At 51.7% G+C, this 18,675-nt stretch carries 18 protein-coding genes and 1 pseudogene; 7 read left to right on the forward strand and 12 right to left on the reverse strand.

Going from position 1 to position 18,675, the window contains the following annotated elements; genetic code table 11:
- Positions 1 to 679: 679 nt before the first annotated feature.
- Positions 680 to 1,615 carry a LysR family transcriptional regulator gene (locus tag ATI45_RS20100; RefSeq protein WP_098421340.1) on the reverse strand — a complete coding sequence of 312 codons (936 nt, stop codon included), beginning with the start codon at positions 1,613 to 1,615 and terminating at the stop codon, positions 680 to 682.
- Between the two features lie 263 nt (positions 1,616 to 1,878).
- Between ATI45_RS20100 and ATI45_RS20105 the strand changes: the two genes are divergently transcribed.
- Both ATI45_RS20105 and ATI45_RS20110 read left to right on the forward strand, forming a co-directional pair.
- On the forward strand, positions 1,879 to 2,751 hold the full coding sequence (locus tag ATI45_RS20105) for a DMT family transporter (protein WP_098421341.1): 873 nt from the start codon (positions 1,879 to 1,881) through the stop codon (positions 2,749 to 2,751).
- A 219-nt stretch (positions 2,752 to 2,970) separates the two neighbouring features.
- Positions 2,971 to 3,648: a glutathione S-transferase gene (locus ATI45_RS20110; protein WP_098421342.1), complete on the forward strand. Its 678-nt coding sequence runs from the start codon at positions 2,971 to 2,973 to the stop codon at positions 3,646 to 3,648.
- A gap of 211 nt (positions 3,649 to 3,859) precedes the next feature.
- On the opposite strand, the gene ATI45_RS20115 is transcribed toward ATI45_RS20110, so the two are convergent.
- The 3 genes and pseudogenes from ATI45_RS20115 to ATI45_RS20125 all read right to left on the reverse strand — a co-directional run bounded on the left by ATI45_RS20115 (position 3,860) and on the right by ATI45_RS20125 (position 6,060).
- On the reverse strand, positions 3,860 to 5,218 hold the full coding sequence (locus ATI45_RS20115) for a hypothetical protein (protein ID WP_228706117.1): 1,359 nt from the start codon (positions 5,216 to 5,218) through the stop codon (positions 3,860 to 3,862).
- Positions 5,219 to 5,530: 312 nt separating this feature from the next.
- Positions 5,531 to 5,767: a HigA family addiction module antitoxin gene (locus ATI45_RS20120; protein WP_098421344.1), complete on the reverse strand. Its 237-nt coding sequence runs from the start codon at positions 5,765 to 5,767 to the stop codon at positions 5,531 to 5,533.
- Positions 5,768 to 5,781: 14 nt separating this feature from the next.
- Positions 5,782 to 6,060, reverse strand: a pseudogene (locus tag ATI45_RS20125) (type II toxin-antitoxin system RelE/ParE family toxin).
- A 243-nt stretch (positions 6,061 to 6,303) separates the two neighbouring features.
- Between ATI45_RS20125 and ATI45_RS20130 the strand changes: the two are divergent.
- On the forward strand, positions 6,304 to 6,783 hold the full coding sequence (locus ATI45_RS20130) for an FKBP-type peptidyl-prolyl cis-trans isomerase (RefSeq protein ID WP_098421345.1): 480 nt from the start codon (positions 6,304 to 6,306) through the stop codon (positions 6,781 to 6,783).
- Positions 6,784 to 6,824: 41 nt separating this feature from the next.
- Entirely contained in the window at positions 6,825 to 7,280 is a 456-nt protein-coding gene (locus tag ATI45_RS20135; RefSeq protein ID WP_098421346.1) for a metallophosphoesterase family protein, read from the forward strand.
- Between the two features lie 76 nt (positions 7,281 to 7,356).
- On the opposite strand, the gene ATI45_RS20140 is transcribed toward ATI45_RS20135, so the two are convergent.
- Positions 7,357 to 7,737, reverse strand: a complete 381-nt coding sequence (locus ATI45_RS20140) for a cupin domain-containing protein (RefSeq protein ID WP_228706118.1) — start codon at positions 7,735 to 7,737, stop codon at positions 7,357 to 7,359.
- A gap of 320 nt (positions 7,738 to 8,057) precedes the next feature.
- Entirely contained in the window at positions 8,058 to 8,891 is an 834-nt protein-coding gene (locus tag ATI45_RS20150) for an FkbM family methyltransferase (RefSeq protein ID WP_218926164.1), read from the reverse strand.
- A gap of 699 nt (positions 8,892 to 9,590) precedes the next feature.
- Here ATI45_RS20150 and ATI45_RS20155 point away from each other — a divergent pair.
- Positions 9,591 to 10,136, forward strand: a complete 546-nt coding sequence (locus ATI45_RS20155) for a PIN domain-containing protein (protein ID WP_098421347.1) — start codon at positions 9,591 to 9,593, stop codon at positions 10,134 to 10,136.
- A 226-nt stretch (positions 10,137 to 10,362) separates the two neighbouring features.
- Here ATI45_RS20155 and ATI45_RS20160 read toward each other — a convergent pair whose 3' ends face one another.
- Positions 10,363 to 11,142: a cobalamin-binding protein gene (locus ATI45_RS20160; RefSeq protein ID WP_098421348.1), complete on the reverse strand. Its 780-nt coding sequence runs from the start codon at positions 11,140 to 11,142 to the stop codon at positions 10,363 to 10,365.
- Positions 11,143 to 11,264: 122 nt separating this feature from the next.
- Here ATI45_RS20160 and ATI45_RS20165 point away from each other — a divergent pair, with 122 nt between their 5' ends.
- Both ATI45_RS20165 and ATI45_RS20170 read left to right on the forward strand, forming a co-directional pair.
- The gene (locus ATI45_RS20165; protein ID WP_098421349.1) at positions 11,265 to 11,972 is read left to right on the forward strand and encodes an SDR family NAD(P)-dependent oxidoreductase; all 708 of its coding nucleotides are present in this window, start codon (positions 11,265 to 11,267) and stop codon (positions 11,970 to 11,972) included.
- Between the two features lie 176 nt (positions 11,973 to 12,148).
- Positions 12,149 to 13,945, forward strand: coding sequence for a DEAD/DEAH box helicase (locus ATI45_RS20170; protein WP_098421350.1), 1,797 nt, complete (start codon positions 12,149 to 12,151; stop codon positions 13,943 to 13,945).
- 109 nt (positions 13,946 to 14,054) lie between these two features.
- Here the strand turns inward: ATI45_RS20170 and ATI45_RS20175 are convergent, their stop codons facing one another.
- The 5 genes from ATI45_RS20175 to ATI45_RS20195 form a co-directional block, all read right to left on the reverse strand.
- On the reverse strand, positions 14,055 to 14,477 hold the full coding sequence (locus ATI45_RS20175; protein WP_098421351.1) for a type II toxin-antitoxin system VapC family toxin: 423 nt from the start codon (positions 14,475 to 14,477) through the stop codon (positions 14,055 to 14,057).
- A complete protein-coding gene (locus ATI45_RS20180; protein WP_098421352.1) occupies positions 14,477 to 14,713 on the reverse strand; it encodes a type II toxin-antitoxin system Phd/YefM family antitoxin in 237 nt (78 codons plus the stop codon). The genes ATI45_RS20175 and ATI45_RS20180 overlap by 1 nt, the downstream gene beginning before the upstream one ends.
- A gap of 170 nt (positions 14,714 to 14,883) precedes the next feature.
- The gene (locus tag ATI45_RS20185) at positions 14,884 to 16,386 is read right to left on the reverse strand and encodes a type I restriction-modification system subunit M (protein WP_098421353.1); all 1,503 of its coding nucleotides are present in this window, start codon (positions 16,384 to 16,386) and stop codon (positions 14,884 to 14,886) included.
- A complete protein-coding gene (locus ATI45_RS20190) occupies positions 16,383 to 17,441 on the reverse strand; it encodes a virulence RhuM family protein (RefSeq protein ID WP_098421354.1) in 1,059 nt (352 codons plus the stop codon). Before ATI45_RS20190 ends, ATI45_RS20185 begins: the two co-directional genes overlap by 4 nt.
- 180 nt (positions 17,442 to 17,621) lie before the next feature.
- Positions 17,622 to 18,665: a macro domain-containing protein gene (locus ATI45_RS20195; protein ID WP_098421840.1), complete on the reverse strand. Its 1,044-nt coding sequence runs from the start codon at positions 18,663 to 18,665 to the stop codon at positions 17,622 to 17,624.
- Positions 18,666 to 18,675 lie beyond the last annotated feature (10 nt).

The raw sequence follows: 18,675 nt of genomic DNA on the forward strand, positions 1-18,675 counted from the left end.
TCAATGCGAAGCATTACCGGCAGCTATTGTTAGGGCTTCCGGTGGCTCAAACAGGAACCAGCTCCCAGACCGTATTTGTTTATGGCTATCCCTGTTCCCGGTAAGGTAGTGCCGCTTGAACAAGGTGCCGGGGTCCGGGTCTTGCGTTTTACCCCTGCCTTTCCATTTCGTTGCAATCGTCTCAGTCTGTCCCGTGAAAATCGGCGTGAAATGATTTTCGCATCTGACGATAACCGCCGCGCCTTTTGTCAGTTTTCGACGAAGTGTGAAACCTTCAACCGGGAATGCCACGCCCACTGCCTGATGGGCAATCACTACCATCTTTTGATTGAAACTATTTCTTTGGACTGCATTATTCTCGCGTAAGCCGGATTATTCGAGAGGCAAATCGCAAGACCTGACCCCGAGGAGTTTAACGGCTCCCTGTCTGTTTGCTTAGTACTGTCAAAACCGGCCTGGTTTGGGGTTTTTTGGTCGCGTTCTTATGTAAAATCTGAGCGTACTTTCAACAATAAGTGCTCCAGATTTTAAGAACAGGCACTATTTTAGATCATTTATTGATCAATTTCGCACCACGGCTTGTCCTTGACCTTTTTTTACAGCTTCAACGTGAAACTAAGCGGCAGCCCGTCAGGCCGGGAACGAACTTGAGTGACTGGTTAGGGGGAATGCGCCGAGTTTACCCCCTAACAGAAATCCGCCATGGTGGCTTTGCGTTGACTTCTGAGTCCCGTTGCAAATGGGGTGATAACTGCTTACTTTCATCCTTTTCAGCGAAAAATTCGATTATTGCACTTTCGACAGCTCTAATGGGATCGCCAGAATTTGTGTATTTGGCTGCTACGGAAATATCTACGTTACCCAACTTAGGGAGAGTGCCAATGTTATCCAAGATGGATACGCCTTCCCCTAAAGCAATGTGTGGGATGGCCGATATGGCAAAGCTATGCTCCACTGCTGAGAGTACGCCTGCCAGAGACGATGCTGAGAAAGCTACTTCATACTCCAATCCGAAATTGTCCAACGCGCTCGTTATTAATGAACGATCAGAGCATCCCGTGGTGAAACACGCTATTTTTAATTGCTCTGCTTCCCAGCAAAAATGCTCGTTTGGTGCAATCCACACCATAGGAGAGGACAACAATAGTCTACTGGAGATAGTCCCAGGGCAGTTCTGGGTCAACGCAATATCAATTTCCCCAGCAGAATAAGAGCGCCATATTTGCTCGCTATATCCTGATATGACTTCTATCGATAGGCTTGGAAGTGATTTTCGGCAGGAACGGAGCAAGTGCGGCACAAAGCTAGCTAAAAAAGCGTCGCTGGTGCCTATTATGACCTTTTGCTCTGTAGCCAACCCAGACAATTCGCTTATGGCAATCTCGTTTATTTCCACAATCTGGCAAGCTCTTTTCAGAAAAAGCTTGCCAGCGCGTGTCAGACTCACGCCTTTGCTGTGCCTCTGAAAAAGTGAGGTCCCTACCTGTTGTTCAAGCTTCTTAATTTGCCAACTGATAGCTGACTGGACGCGGTGCCGGCGCAAAGCCGCCTTCGAAAAGCTACTTAATTCGGATACCGTGATGAAGCTGCGCAAACAATCGATATCGAGGTCCATCTACTTTCTCCCATGTCACGAGGCGCGATCCCATCGAGCTACTTGATGGGCCCCTATCAAATTCTTTCGCTTCTATCGTAATTCAATGATTGCTAAGTTGAAACCTCGGTTCTAATTTGGAGAAAGCAAATGTCCTCTTACATCGTTGGGAAGCTTGACCTACGTAATGTCCATTCTCGCGAAGAAATCGAGTGGCTTAACAGTTTTCCTAAAACCCATGAAGAATATGATGAATTTGCCCAAGGGTACTGAGCATAATAATCATGTGGCAAAATAATCGATTAGATTTGGCTCGTATGGCACCGCTATTGTTTCTATTAATGTGGGGTAGTGGTGCTATTTTCGTTAAAGCGGGCCTCCAAGAAGCCTCTGTTCTCTCCTTCCTCCTGGTAAGGTCGTTGGGCGCTTTATTGGTTATGATCTTAATGGTGGTGATATTCAAAAAGGGCGAAGTTCGGAGTTTCCAATTACTGACCTGGAAATCATGGCTCAACATTGTTCTTGTGGGTATATTTCTCCAGGTTTTATATCAGGGATTTTTCTTTAGCTCAATCGCATACGGGCTCTCCCCTGGGATGCTCGCCATCGTTCTCGGCTGTCAACCATTACTGACGCCGTTACTTGCTTTTGAACGAATCGGGGTCAAGGGATACTGTGTATTGCTTTTCGGCTTCACTGGCCTGGTAATAGCCATCCTCGGGGGAGGAAAAATCGATGTAATTACCCTACCCGGAGTTATTTCTGCGCTCTTGGCCGTATTGGCAATGACAATAGGCACTATCTTGCAGAAGCGGACACACGTTAACGTTATTGGCTCAGTGCTCGCTCAATATTGTGTTTCTTCATTTGTATTTACAATAGCAGTTTTACTTTTTAGTTTCGAAGTCAATCCAAGTCTTCAGTTTGTCTTTTCGGCTATTTGGATGATTCTAGTCGTTTCAGTGGGTGCGATACTGCTGCTGGTTTTTATGCTCAACAATGATAAGGCTAGTAAGGTTGCAGCTCTATTTTTCTTAGTTCCAGTAATCACTTATACCCTAGATTATTTGGTATATGACACGCCGGTAACACTCATGACATTTGGTGGTGGAATTATGGTGGTCGCTTCATTATTAACGTACCGAAAAATTGCCTAGTAACCGAAAATTCTCGAATGCAGCTTGGCCATTGTAATGTTAAGTGGAAACAGTTCATGCAATGCCAATAGCATTTCTCGTGAACTCCAAGGTAGCACCCTTCTCCACTCTCACTTAGGAGGTCCGTGCCCTACCTAAAAGTTCATGACCTGATCCTATTTCGCGTACTCGGTCATGTGAGCATTTATATTTCGTTCGACCTATAAAGGAGTGGAAACCATGGATTTGATAGGAACACTGGACTCTCCTTATGTCAGGCGCGTTGCCATCTCTCTCGAGTATTACGGCATCCGATACCGACATAAGCCCATCTCAGTATTTGATTCGTTTGACGAGTTCGCAAAAATAAATCCTGTCGTAAAAGCGCCAACAATTGTTCTTGATGATGGTGGTGTTCTGCTCAACTCAAGCCTGATCCTCGATTACTTCGAACGACAAAACCATACGGGGCGCCGCCTGATGCCAGACGAGCCATTAAAACAGGCGCGTGCGGTGCGAACAATCGGACTTGCTCTTGCAGTCTGCGAAAAGGCTATTCAAATTATCTACGAGAGAAAAATGCGTCCACTGGACAAACAATATGAACCGTGGGTGGATCATATTACCGCACAACTTTTGGCGGCTTTTCGTGAACTTGAGTACGAAATAGATAGCTCAAAACCATCGGCAGACGGCTCTATTGAGCAAGCTGGAATCACCGTCGCTGTGGCGTGGTCTTTTAGTCAACGAATGTTGGGCGATATTGTCGTGGAAAAACAATTTCAAAATATCAACGCTTATGTGAGGGCTATCGAAAAACTACATGTATTTCAAACGATCCCGCTTTGTTCCACCCACAACATCGAAAGGGCGAAAAGAAAGGAAGCGAGTTTCAGACAGGCGCTGTTTCGATCCTAACAGATTAGCGTGCCGGGGCTAGGTCTTGCGTTTTGCGCCTGCCTTGCCATTTCGTTGTAATCGTCCCAGTCTGCATTATTCTCGCGTAAGCCAGATTGTTCGAGGGGCAAAACGCAAGACCTGACCCCGAGGAACGTTGCGAGGCACTGAAGGGATTCAGCGCCACAGACGCAGAGGGAATTTTACAGAGGAAAATCGAGGCAGACTTATTTTATGAACTTGCCGCCGACTGATCCGCTGCATCCGATTGTTCAGTTTCTTCAACATCCGACTCTTGAGAGATTTTCGGAGGTGCCGGACTCCAGGCCTTCAACCATTGACCAGCCTCATGATAGAAATGAGGCACAGCTTTTTCCAGCTCTTCAATGAATATTTTTCGACCGCTGAACTTAGCTGCCAAATCTACTTCGTATACCACCTCCAGGTTGGTGGCGGTGGTATTGGAGGTTTCGGACTCTAGCAATTCAGGCGATTCCCGCAGGGCACCCAACGGCTGGTATGTTGTCTCGGCTTTCCCGGGTCTGGTTGCCCGAACAAAGAAATTAGCCGGGTTAGTGCGTTTCAGTTGCCGGAGCAGCCAATTGACTCTGGCCTTTGTGCTTTTTTTATCTTTCGGCGCTGTGAGTTTCATCGAGCAATAAATCATTCGTCGCTGCAGGTCTGCATGTATCTCCAGATCAGCAGCGGCGTTGATGATGCTTAACGCGCATTTGAGTACGGGTTCTTTGCAGAAATCCGTTGCGTCATCCTTTACACGCTCAGCTGCGTCTGTCCGATGGCTGTTTTTGAGCTTTAGAGAAACGTTGCTGCCGGTCAGCCTGGACATGATAAGGCAAAGGTCACGCTGTTCCTGATGCCAAGCTGCAATGGTGTTTTGTACCTCGTCGCTGGATTTTGCAAGTGAGGCATGGCTTTTTACTTTGTTGACGACATCTTTCCACTCGCTATTCATCTGGTCAAAGTTACTGATGCCAGACCGGTCACTTTCGAAATACCGGAGAATTTCACCGAGGATGAAGACTTGGTCTACGTCTTCAACACCATTATTCTTGAGCAGGAGTTGGCACTGGGTGCGAATAAATGCCCAGGACCAGTGATAAAGCGCGACTGAGCGAGTAGCGATTTTTGGAAGTTTTACCGGGTGATGAGTTGGGAGTGCTGCGAACTGATTGGTGATGGTAATAACTGCGTCCAGCTTGTGGTTCTTCGCTTGTTGTAGATAGCGTGATACCTGTTCTTCGCCGATTGTTTCGTTCCCCACTTTCGCCTCAATCAACGCTCGCCATTCACGCTTCCCAGTACGGAGAATCAGAATTCCGTCTGGTCGGTCTTTTTGTTGCGCGGTCTTCTTATCTTCATTCGCAAAAACCACTTCAATCCAGGTCTCTAACGTGGCGCTGCTTCCGACACGGGTGCCAATGGATTTAAGTAGTGCTTGGCGAAGTTCAAGCACTGAGCGCATACCTGCGAGTAATACGGATATAGACTTTTGTTCACGGGCACTGTCTGCAGTTATCGGGATAAGACGGGCAGGTTCACCACCAGACAGGAATTCAGGACGAGTCGTCACAGCTAGCTCCATGCTTCGATTTATTTTAATTTGCTAAGGGAGACTAGCAGTGATGATGGGGTGTGTCTGTTTATCGGTTAAGGAATTATTAAAAATAGCAGCCCGGACAAATCCATTTTTTGATTAGTGTTGAAGCTTGGCTTGATCGATATGACGGGGTGCCGGGTGACCGGCATTCTTACTGCGACCGAAATGACGACCCCCACTATTGGTAGCGGTAGGTTTGGGAAGTTACCCGCCAGGGTAACGCTGGGGCAAGCATCACATGACCGCTGCGAAGCGCTCGATGGGTGGCTGAGCGCGGTGATGTGCCTACCACAGATCGTAATCCATCTGGGCGCCCAGCCAGACACGCGCTTTGCCGATGCCGGCCAGCTCAAGCCGAACCGCGAGATCAGGGCTCACTGGGGCGCGCCCATGCATTATGCGTGACAGCGTCTCACGCGCCATGCCAAGACGGCGGGCCAGCTCGGTAACGCTAAGTTTGAGCTCGGGGAGCACGTCTTCGCGCAATGTTTCACCTGGGTGAGGGGGTTGATACATAGTCATGAGTTGCCTCCAGTTCAGTGATAGTCGAGGTAGTCGACCAGCTCAACATCATGGCCGCTGAAGCGAAGTATCAACCGCTAGTTGCCGCTTACCGTCAGTGACCAAAATCCCACCATCTCGCCTTTGAGTGGGTGCAGTCGCCAACCGGGAATATCAAGATCTTCCGGGGCTGTCGCTAGATCCATGAATGCCAGAATGCGAGCTAGTCGCTTGGCATGATCGGCGCGTATGCCACGAGTTGAACCCGTATCATAGAACTGGCGAAGTCCCTTGTGTTTGAAGCTTATGATCATGTTTTAATGTGATGTATTGGGTCACGGTTTGCAAAGGAAAAAAAGTGTCAGAGCAGACAATCTTGATCAACTCTGCGGCCTAAATCTTAACGTGGCAATGAAAGGGCGCGTAACCATTTAATTTGGATCAATCCGGTTCAACCACCCTGTTGTTATCCAGATCGCCAGTCGACCGCAGCGCCCGCTGGAATCAGCGCCGCCTCTGGTTATAATGGCGTACTTTGAACCTTCACAGAGAATCCTATGCCAATCGAAAAGAATCAGGTGGTCTTGTTTCACTACAGCGTCAGTGATGACCAAGGCAAGGTCGTTGAAAACTCCCGTGGCGGCGAGCCGAACGCCTACCTGCATGGCCACGGCGGCATTATCCGAGGCCTGGAAGAAGCCCTGCAAGGTCGCGACGCCGACGAAAGTTTCAGTGTCACCATCACTTCGGAAAAAGCCTACGGCCCGCGTAAAGCCGATTCCATACAGCGTGTGCCGATCAAGCATTTGATCGGTGCCAAACGCTGGAAGCCGGGCATGATCGCGCAGGTAAAAACCGAGCAGGGCCAGCGCCATGTGATCGTCGTTAAGGTTGGCCTCAAGTTTGCCGATATCGACAACAACCATCCGATGGCCGGTAAAACCCTGACTTTCGATGTCGACATCATCGAAGTACGCGCCGGCAGTCCGGAAGAGATAGCCCACGGCCACGCCCATGGGCCGGGTGGGCATCATTGAAGGATTATCTTCACGAGAAAAAACCGATAAAAGGCTGAAGCATGCAAATCGGCGTCATCGCAGACACCCACGGTAAAATGCGTCCAGAAGCTCTGGAGGTATTGAAAGGCTCAGACTTGATCCTTCACGCCGGTGACGTCGGTCGCGACGAGGTTCTGGAAGCGCTGGAGGCGATCGCACCCGTGATTGCAATTCGCGGCAATATCGACAAAACAGGCCGTGCAGCAAATCTTCCCGAGGTTCAGGATTTGAAATTCCTCGGCCACGCTTTCTACATGCTCCACGACGTCAAAATCCTCGACATCGATCCGCAAGGTCGTTACCGCGTGGTGATCGCCGGCCATTCCCACAAACCCCGTAACGAGTGGATCGGCGACGTGCTTTACTTCAATCCTGGCGCCGCCGGGCCCCGGCGCTTTACCCTGCCGATCACGGTAGGGCGGCTGCAGGTGAACGAAGACTGTGTAGCTGGTGAAATCATCGAATTGCCGGTTTGATCAATTCGGCCGGCTGCTTCAGTTCTAGGAAAACGGCGGAGAAGAAAACTGGGACCGGTTTATTTTTCGTTCAAATTCATTCCGCGGCATCTGCTTCACCTTTGGTTTCATGCTCGGTTCCAGGCGCATGCTCGGGTGGGCTGTAAGTTGTGTAAAGCTTGAGCATCCCACTGCCGGTGTTGCGGAAATTGTGGAATGTTCCAGACGGCACGATGCTCACGTCGCCTGGTTTCACCGAAACCTTGACATCGTCGATGGTAGCTTCACCCTCGCCCTCTACAAAGTAGAGCAATTGGTCGTGGCCTTCGTGAACTTCACCACCGATCTCACCGTTTTCCGGAATGGCCATCAGAACCAGCTGAGTGTTTTTTCCTGTCCAAAGGACCTGACGGAACTCGTCGTTTTGTTTTGCCATTTCAACAACGGGCAGTGTCGTTTTACGAGCTTCTTTCATCATTCTGTCTCCAATCGTGGTCACGGTGTGGAGCTTTGGATTCTAGCCGGGTCCTTCCGTGCCAACCTGATCTTTGTCGAATTGAGAATGGGTGCCATCACAGTATGGGGCATCATTGGTGCGTTTGCACTGACAGAGGAACGCGTGGCCGTCCTCTTCTGCCACGAAGCTTTTGGGAGTGAAGCCCGTGCCTGCGTGCGAGCCATCGCAGAAGGGTTGATCGCTGGAACGCCCGCAGGTAGGATTTAATCTGATCCTGATCCTGATCCTGATCCTGGGCCTGATCGTAGTGGTGATCGGTTCTACCGGGCGGTCACAGAGGCTCAGGTGACAAGCCGGGCATAAATATCCCCCGAGGCAATTCCGTCAGCTCCTGCATTAAGCCATTGCCGGAGTGACTCAGGATCCTGCCATAAAGGCCAGATAAAACGGCGTTGCTCACCGGCAACAACATTGAATTCGTGCCGACCCAACCGCTCCAGCTCCTGAAGGCATCGCAATGCCTGATCCAGGGTGCCGTTCACGAATTCAAAGGACAGTGCCGGCAGTGGCTGGCTCAGCCCCGCCAGCACTTCCACCTCAAAGCCTTCCACATCAATCTTGCAGAAGCTGGGCTGGCCATACTGTCGTATCAGCTCGTCCAGCGTGGTGACCGTCACGGTGACCGAGTCTTCCCAGCGCACATGTTGGAAACCGGGACTGGTTGTGCGCAAGTGTTCGCGCCAGCGGCTGTCCAGTGAGGCCACCGTCGGATTACGCAAGCTCAGCGCCAGTTCGGCTTTGCCCGGGGCCCGCCCCGCCGCCAGTGGCAGGCACACTATCTTGGGTTGATGCCGGGTCAGGCGCTGCAGCCAGCGCAGCAGTCGTGGCTGCGGCTCCAACGCCACCACCCGTGCCCCCAACGCGGCAAACGCGGAGCTGCGGTCCCCCAGGTGGGCGCCGATGTCGAATACCAGATCGCCGGGGCGGATGAATTCACTGTAGAGCCGGCGTAAAGCTCTCTGGCGCCCGGGACGTCGATAGATGACAAAGGACCGTAGAAGTCCCAGGCCGCATTTAAGTTGATCGGTAATGGCAACCCGCAAGGTCATCTCCTTTTGCTTTAAGCCCCAAGGGTTTTCTTGGTCTTTATAATAGCCGGCAATAGGTTGTTTCATAAGTCCCAGTCTAGCAGCCTGTCCGACTTAACCAAGCAGTATCGAAGTGAGATAACCGGGACGACACGGGCCATAACCGGAATTCAATGATGGGACATTTCGTAATTGCTGATCGGAAAACCGACTACCCGAAAATCGGTACAGCGCTGTTTTTTCAGTTTTCGACGAAGTGTGTGAGACCGTCAACTGGGAATGCCACGCCTGTTGCCTGATGGTCAATTATCACCATTCTTTGATTAAAACTATTTCTTTGGACTGCATTATTGGCGCGTAAGTCGGATTATTTGAGAGGCAAAGCGCAAGACCTGACTCCGAGGAATCCGTTCGCGGTAAAAGAGAAGCTGTCTACGGCAAGCCTGATTTGCCCGGGGCCAGTGGCGAGTCGGTTGCGTTAGCGCCGAGAGGAACCAGGCGTTGCGTTAGAAAATCGTCTTTTCGTATCTGGAATTGCGACATCGTCAGATCCTTTTTAGTTTAGGGATTGGTCGGCTCAAGGAATCAACATATATATAAAGAGCTGGCGTAAAAAATCCAACCGAGGCCATTCCAGCCGCGAGTGGTGATCGGTGACCACTGTTCGTTGCAAACAGAATAGTGGAGGTTTGCAGGAAAGTCGGTGATTTTCTTGAACTGTGTTTCCGACGTTGCCGTGGCACAATGCGTTAAAACAAAGGACGCTAAAATAAAGGACGTTAAAATATGAAATGGGCCTTCATTGATTACGAAAACGTTGGAAGTCTGGGAAAGGTTGATCTCTCCGGCTATGAGCGCGTCATTGTGTTCCTCGGTGCCAAGCAGCCCCGGCTAGACTTCACCGACACGAAATACGACAAGCCGATTAACCTTGTGGTGGTTCAAGTGAAGGACTCACAGGCCAATAATCTGGATTTCCATCTCGCCTATTACCTTGGCAAGTTTGATGCGCAGGCAGAGAGCTCCGTAGCGTTTGAGGTGATCAGCAATGACACCGGCTTTTCGCCTCTGATTGCTCACATCAAGACTAGCGGGCGGCTCTGCAAACAGGTCAAAATCACCGGCACCGCGGGCGAGCCGGAAAAGCTCATCAAAAATCTGTCATCAATGCAGAAAGAAAAGCGGCCGCAGAAGGTGGCCAGCCTACGAAACCACATTGCCGCGCAGCTTAAGATTCAGGGCAATGAAATGGCGATTCAGAAAGAGCTTAACCAGCTTGTGAGTGCTAAATTTCTGAAGTTGTCTGATTCAGGCGTGGAATACTTGGCCTGACTTTTTGGCTCCGTTAAAGAAGTACCACAAGGGCGCCCGTTAAATGGACATTAACCCCATTTTCCAGCCGTTGGTTGCGGTGCTCTGGTACTTAGGAGTGTGCCGGAGTGTGCCGGGGTCAGGTCTTGCGTTTTGCCCCTGCCTTGCCATTTCGTTGTAATCGTCTCAGTCTGTCTGGCCTCAATTAGAACCACGGCACGGAAGGAGCCAGGGAATGGCCAGATCGTCACACCCGGTCAATGATCTCACACAACGCGTCCAGCCCATCCGTCAGCGCAGCTGGCCCGGGCTGAAGAATCAGGGGTGACTTAATCTCGTAGAGGTGGTTGTTCGCCACGGCAGGGATAGCTTCCCAGCCGGATCGCCCGGCCACTTGATCCGGGCGGAATTTACGTCCGCACCAGGAGCCGATGATGATATCCGGCTTGCGGTTCACGACCTCTTCGGGATTCTGGATGATGCGTTCCTTCGCACCGGGTTCGGCTGCTTTTTCAGGAAAGATATCTTCGCCACCCGCGATGCCAATCAGCTCCGATACCCAGCCTATGCCGGTGATCATGGGGTCGCCCCACTCTTCGAAGTAGACGCGCGGGCGATGTGTTCTCGCCTTTTCGCGCCGGACTCGCTCAACTCTGGCGGCCAGCTCATGGGCGTAGGCGTCTGTCTTGGCGGAGAGGCCCAGCATGCCGCCAAGGGTTCGGATCATGGACAAAATCCCGGCCACGGTACGTTGATTAAAGATGTGTACGGCCACGCCATTCCGCACCAGCTCGGCAGCGATATCCGCCTGCATGTCCGAGAACCCCAGGACCAGGTCCGGCTTCAGCTCCAGGATTCGCCCGATCTTGGCGGAGGTGAAGGCGGAAACCTTGGGCTTTTCCTTCCTGGCCCGCTCGGGCCTGACCGTGAATCCAGATATGCCAACGATGCGATCCTCCGCGCCGATGGCGTAGAGTGTTTCCGTGGTTTCTTCAGTGAGGCAGGTAATGCGTTGGGGATAATTCATGGCTGTATATTCCTTTGTACGCCGGATTCCCAAACAGGGCAGAAAACCGGGAGGTGGGCCAGGGTCTTTTCGATGGCGTAGATACTTACTACGTTCAAAGAAATTGATAAGCTGGAGGAATAATGACAAGAAATATTGTTTTGATTGGCGGCACAACCGGGATCGGTAAGGCCTTGAAAGAGAATCTGGAAAAAACCAATGTACATCTTTACATCGCTTCCCGGAGTGCGACTTCGCGGCTCAAAAGCAGCAGCAATATTACGGTCGCTGATATCGATGCGACAGACGATTCTGCAGATTGGTCATTTTTGCCGGAAGAGATACACGGAGTGGCGTATTTGGGTGGAAGCATTAATCTGAAACCCTTTCACCGACTGAGCAACAAAGATTTTATAGAGGATTTTACTGTAAACGTTATTGGCGCCGTAAATACCGTTCAGGCTTGCCTGCCGGGGATGAAAAAAGCCGGAAATGCAGCGGTTGTTCTTTTGAGTACCGTCGCGGTACAAAGAGGACTCACCTTTCACGCGTCGGTTTCTGCCGCTAAAGGCGGAGTAGAGGGTCTGGTAAGGGCATTGAGTGCCGAGCTTGCACCCAATATTCGTGTAAACGGAATTGCGCTCTCACTGACCGATACGCCAATGGCGGAGCGCTTGCTCAGCAATGATTCGAAGAAAGAAGCGGGAAAACAACGCCACCCGCTAAAAAGGTATGGAAAGCCCGAGGACACCTCTGAGGCCGCTGCATTTTTGCTTGGTGAAAAGGCATCCTGGATTACGGGACAGATATTGGGTGTAGATGGCGGAATGTCGACCATTCAAAACCTCTGATGCACTTCTCGCGAAAGGGGGAGCTCAGGGTCAAACCTTGCGTTTTGGCTCTGACTTGCCCTTTTGGTGTGATCGTTTCAGTCTATCCCGCCTACTTTCAAACCGATGCAGGTAACGGCATCGGTATTTGCTAGTATGACCGCCTTCCCATCCTGATAACGATTAAGCGCTGCAACATGAATGCTCCTTTTAAACTGCGGCCTTACCAGCAGGAAGCCGTTGATGCCACGTTGAAACACTTTCGCAAATCGGATGATTCTGCGGTTATTGTGCTGCCGACCGGTGCGGGTAAAAGTCTGGTCATTGCCGAGTTGGCCCGTCTTGCCCGACGTAAAATTCTGGTGCTGACCCACGTAAAAGAGCTTGTTGAGCAGAATCACGCCAAATACCAGAGCTATGGGTTAACGGGCGGCGTTTTCTCCGCCGGGTTAAAGCGTAAGGAAAATCAGCATCAGGTGACCTTCGCCAGCGTGCAGTCCGTATCGGCTAACCTGGATCAGTTCAGAGATGAATACTCATTGATCATTATCGATGAGTGCCATCGGGTCAGTGGTGATGACAGCAGTCAGTATCAAGTAATCATCGAGCTGTTACGGCAACAGAACGACTCCCTGAAGGTGCTCGGGCTAACCGCCACACCCTATCGCCTGGGCATGGGCTGGATCTATCGCTATCACTACCGGGGCTTTGTTCGCAGCGGTAGCGATGAACAGAATAAGCCCTTTGGGCATTGCATTTATGAACTGTCGTTGAGCTATATGATTAGCCGGGGGTATCTCACCAGGCCTGAGCTGGTTAACGCGGCGGTGGCGCAATACGATTTCTCTGCGCTGTCTCAAAACCGCTTTGGCGAATACGCCGAGAAAGACGTTAATCAGCTGCTGGGCAAACATCAGCGTGTGACTCGCGCCATTATTGAGCAGGTGATGGAACTGGCCGTTAAGCGTAAGGCGGTGATGATTTTTGCTGCAACGGTGGATCATGCGCGGGAGATCAACGGCTATCTGCCGGAACACCAGACAGCCTTGATTACCGGCGGCACCGATCTGAATGAACGGGATTCGCTGATTCAGCGCTTCAAACAGCGGCAGTTAAAGTATCTGGTGAATGTGTCCGTACTCACCACGGGCTTTGATGCGCCTCATGTGGACTTTATTGCCATTCTTCGCCCTACCCAGTCGGTCAGTCTGTATCAGCAAATCGTGGGTCGCGGTCTTCGTCTGGACGAGGGTAAACAGGATTGTCTGGTGATTGATTACGCGGGCAACAGCGTCAATCTGTTTCACCCGGAAGTGGGGGAGAAGAAACCAAACCCTGATTGTGAGCCGGTGCAGGTATTCTGCCCGGGCTGCGGTTTTGCCAATATCTTCTGGGGCAAAGCAGACAGTGAAGGCCATGTTATCGAGCACTACGGTCGCCGTTGCCAGGGGTTGTTAGAGCCTGCTGAAGAGGATGAACCTGCAGCGCAGAACAGGCGCCCTGAACAGTGCGATTACCGTTTTCGTTTCAAGGAGTGCCCACATTGCGGTGCCGAGAATGATATCGCGGCCCGTAACTGCCAGCAGTGTAAAAAAGCCATTATCGACCCGGATGATCAGCTAAGAGATGCCCTGAAACTCAAAGATGCCATGGTGATCCGTTGCGCCGGGGTCACTTTAAGCGCTCATAAAGTCAAAACCGACAGCAAAAACGAAAGCAAGCTGAGAGTCACCTATCACGGTGAAGATGGGGAAGAGCTCAGCGAGTCTTTCGATTTCAGCAAGCCGGCACAGCGCAACGTCTTTAACAAATTGTTCGGACGGCGTTTAGCGAATGGCCAGGCCCCGCAAGCGTTCAGCAGGATTGAAGAGGTGCTTGAGGTGCAAGCCTTGTTGCCTGCACCGGATTTTGTCATTGCCCGCAAACAAAAGCACTACTGGCAGGTGCAGGAGCGGATCTTTGATTATCAGGGTCACTATCGTAAGGCGTATTAAGTGTTAAGCCTGTTACGTGTTAAGTCCGCCAGTTTGTACTGACTGAACGCCACGCAATGGACCGGCACAACATAGCCTTGAATAGAATTCGCTTACGCTGGGCGAATATTCACGCAAGGCTTGCGTCGATGCCAAAAAATGCAGCTGCTGTCACAAGCGCGTCATCCTCACTGATTAGACGAGCCTGGTGGTGTTCTGCGCAGGCCAAATGCAGTGCATCCAATGTCCTGAGACTCGTTTTTCGTGTCCCGATCCAATGTTGGGCTCGTTGATAATGAGAAATTTCAATGGGGCAGAGGCAAAAACGTCCGTGACTGACATCGTCATGGAACGCACTTTCAATACGATTTGCCTGTGGATCGCTGAGCTCTCCCATGCGAACCCAACGGGCCAGTGCGCTCACAACCTCTACCTTTGTAAGATGGCTAATCAGAACCGGTCTGGTCTGTGACTGAAGTAAAGCCTGGACTCGATCACTGGCCTGTTCTTGGCGGTAATAGGGCAGTATGGCGCTGGTGTCGAAATAGAGCATCAGTAGCGCTCGCCGTCTCTGAGTTCTCGCACCACGTGTGCTGAGCTTTCCAGGGCCGGCGGTAGTGAAGCTCTAAGTTCTGAGCGGTTCGAGAACTGAATCTTTTCTGGCAGGATTGGCGCCAGGCGCGCAGCAGGTTTGCCGTGGCGGAGAATAATAATCTCTTCTCCAGTGGCGACAGCGTCTAATAAATTGGAGAGCCGTTCCCGAGTCTCCCGGACATTAATTGTTTGCATGATGTTCACCTTGCTTGAGTACACAATGAGTGTACACTTTGTTGGCGATGATTCGCAATTGAACGCCATAAAGTCGTTACAGTTTTCCCAAAAATGCAAAGCGCCAATGAAAACCCCGCGTCGCTACGCTCCGATGGGTGGCAGCTTTGCTCCGGTCCGGGTGGCAGTCTTCAGGTGGAATGGGGTGTCCCCAGCCCTGCTAACACCTCCCGAAAACTATTCAGCCCCGCCTCCAGATTCTCAATGATTTCTTCAGCCAATTCGTCCGGTTCTGGCAGGTTATCCAGGTCTGTCAGGCTTTTATCTTTAAGCCAGAACACATCCAGGCTGGTCTTGTCGCGGGCAACCAGTTCGTCATAGCTGTACTTGCGCCAACGGCCATCAGGGTTGGTGTCTGGGTGCCAGGTGTCAGCGCGCTTCTGCCGGTTCGCCGGATTGTAACAGGCGATAAAGTCGGCCATATCCTCGTAACGTAGGGGTTTTTTCTTCAGCGTGTGGTGCACGTTGGTACGGTAATCGTAAAACCAGACCTCTTTCGTCCAAGGGCTTGGGCTGGCCGGTTGGTTATCAAAAAACAGAATGTTTGCCTTTACGCCCTGGGCGTAAAAGATGCCGGTAGGCAGGCGTAAAATGGTATGCAGGTCAGTATTCTCCAGCAGCTTCCTGCGGATGGTTTCACCGGCACCACCTTCAAACAGCACGTTATCCGGTACTACCACGGCGGCCTTGCCGGTGGTTTTCAGCATGCTGCGGATGTGCTGCACAAAGTTGAGCTGCTTGTTCGAAGTAGTGGCCCAGAAATCCTGACGGTTGTAGGTCAGGTCATCGGTTGCCTGTTCGCCTTCCTCATTGGTGAAGCTCATCGAGCTTTTTTTGCCGAAAGGCGGGTTCGCCAGCACATAGTCGAAGCTCTGAGGGCTGGCGGCTACCAGGGCATCGTTAGGCGACACAAGGCTATCACCGTCAATCTCGCCAATGTTGTGCAGGAACATGTTCATCAGGCACATGCGGCGGGTGTTGGCGACAATCTCGTTGCCGAAGAAGGTGTCATGCTTGATAAAGCTCTTCTGCGCCTTATCCAACTGGTAATTCTGTGGATCGGTCAGAAAATCGTATGCCGCAAGAAAAAACCCACCCGTGCCACAGGCCGGATCGGCGATAGTCTTGCTCGGTTCCGGGCGTAAACAGTCCACCATCGCCCGGATCAAAGCACGCGGGGTGAAGTACTGGCCAGCACCCGACTTGGTATCCTCAGCATTTTTCTCCAGCAGGCCCTCGTAGATATCCCCTTTGACGTCCGCACCCATGACCACCCATTGCGTGCTGTCCACCATATCAATCAGGCGATACAGTTTGGCCGGATCCTGGATCTTGTTCTGCGCCTTGGTAAAAATCTGGCCGAGCATTCCCTTTTGGGTACCGAGTGCTCGTAGCAGCTCCACGTAGAGCACTTCCAGCTCCGCACCCTTTTTGGTTTTCAGTGTATGCCAGCGGTACTGTTCCGGAATGCCCACATCACGGTTGTAAGGTGGTTTGGCGTACTCATCCGCCATCTTCAGGAAGATCAGGTAAGTAAGCTGTTCCAGATAATCCCCATAGCCAACGCCGTCGTCACGCAGGGTGGTGCAGAAACTCCATACTTTGGAGATGATCGGGGCACTTGCCGAGCTCATTCGGTTAAATCCTTATCGGTTTTGTCTTTCAAGGGTAAGTCGTTATCTGCCGTGTTATCGCGGTTTTCGACCAGTTTGTCGAAGTCGCTCTCGAACAAACGGTCCTGGATGATACGGTAGCTCTCGAATTCACTTTCGGCGTATTGGCGGGCCAACGCGGCGCTGATACGGCCGCGGTCCTGCAGAATGTTGCGTTCATCAAATTTCAAAAAAGCATCGAGGCGCTTCGCCCAGTCTTCCATTGTCATCGGGATTTTACGTTTGGCGCGGTCTTCCGCCAGCTCAAGGTAGGCGTTCACTATTCTGCCTAGGGAATCCAGCTCATCCTTGCTCAGGTAGTTTTTAGCCGTACCCACATCGGTCTTGAGAATCTTGCCCTCAGGCGCCTTGGCCCAACTGGTCAGCCCCATATTCGGCTTGCTGCTGTTGGCGCGCAGCTTTACCAGTTCGGCAGCGGTATGGCCATGAATGGCGTAATGCAGTTTGTTCTGCACCTTGGCAAAGAAGACCTTGGTGGTTGGCGCCTCGCCGTTGTAATCCAAGCTGGTGGCATAGATGTCGGTGATTTTCTGATAGAAGCGCCGCTCCGAAAGCCGGATTTCACGGATCTCTTCCAGCAAACGCTCAAAGTAGTCCTCACCCAGAAAGCTGCCGTTTTCCATGCGCTCGCGGTCAATCACATAGCCCTTGATCGCAAATTCGCGCAGCACCCTAGTGGCCCATTGGCGGAACTGGGTGGCTCGTAGGGAGTTGACGCGGTAGCCGACAGAGATGATGGCGTCGAGGCTGTAGTGTTGGGTGTTGTAGTTTTTCCCATCTGCGGCAGTTGTCCGGAATTTCCGGATAACTGAACGCTCATCCAATTCATTGGATTTAAATATGTTTCTCAGGTGCTCATTGATAGTGCGGACATCAACGCCAAACAATTCGGCCATCAGCTTTTGCGTCAGCCAGATGGATTCATCTTCATACCGTGCTTCGATGCTTTGCTCGCCCGATTGCCCGGTGAAAATCAAAAACTCGGCGGTGCTGTTACGGATCAGTTTATTGCTCATTGCTGCCTCCTTGCGGCGCGCCACTTGGCATAACGGTTAGCCGAAGAATAACAAAACACTGTATATGTGAACAGCATTAAGCTGACTTGTTCAGGGGGATCTCCCTCGAGCAACGGTCAAGCAAATCCAGATTAAGCCCACCAGGGCACATAGCGCATGGCTTTGTTGAATGGCGCTTCCCTAGACGGCTTCTGTCCATCCCTTCGCTTCTAATACCCGGGCAGCCAAATCAATCTGACGCTCTGAGAACTGATGTTTGCGATCATTCCAGTCATACACCTGGCGGATGGCCTGTTCCCGAGTAGAAGCTGACTCCTTCTTGATGACCCAGTGCACAGTGGATAGCAGCTCCAGACCAAAGGGCGATTCAAAGCCCTCAACCAGCTGCGCCACTTTATCAAACCGCGACAGGGTGTCCGGGTGTTGCAGAAGGAAACGGCTGGCATCGTCCACCGCACCGGGCACCAGTTGCAACGGTTTGTCTGGCGCATCGCCGCCATCGGCATAGCCAGACAGAAGGTGCCCTTCTACCGCGTTCAATACATGGCGCAGGTTCTCCGCATACGGGCCATAGCCCGCTTTTTGATATTTTAGCCGCAGTGGCTCGCCCGCCTCTTGCATGAAGTACATCAGCTTATGCACCTCCAGCAGCGTGACGGACGGATCCAGCAGGCCACCAAGATAACGGTTTACCAGTTCTACCAGCGCGGCCCTTCCGGCGGTCATCTCAGGCACCTTCCGGTTCTGCACCATCTTTTGTGCAGGCGGTGCGCCCTTGGGCTCATAAACAATCACCCGCACATCGCGGAGTAGTTGCAGTGCCGACTCAATGCGCGGCTTCACCTCTGCCCAGTCCAGACCCCCGAGGCCGCTTCCCAGAGGGGGAATAGCAATAGATTGAATCTGATACTGGTGGATCGTGTCGACAAGAGCCTTGAGTCCGACATCGATGTCTTCCATACGGCTGGCACCCCGCCAGTGGCGCTTGGTAGGGAAGTTGACGATGTAGCGTGGCGCTGTCAGTTGCCCGGTCTCAAAGACAAACATACGTCCCGGCTCAACCTGACGATTTTTACACGCGGCGGCGTAGGCCTTGAAATTATCTGGGAAGGCTTTTTTGAATTGAAGCGCAATCCCACGGCCCATGACACCGACACAATTTACGGTATTGATAATGGCGTCGGCGTCCTCACGCAGGATGTCGCCGGTTTTGTATTCGATCATCTTGGCCTCC

The sequence above is a fragment of the Marinobacter sp. LV10MA510-1 genome (genome assembly GCF_002563885.1).
Lineage (GTDB): Bacteria > Pseudomonadota > Gammaproteobacteria > Pseudomonadales > Oleiphilaceae > Marinobacter.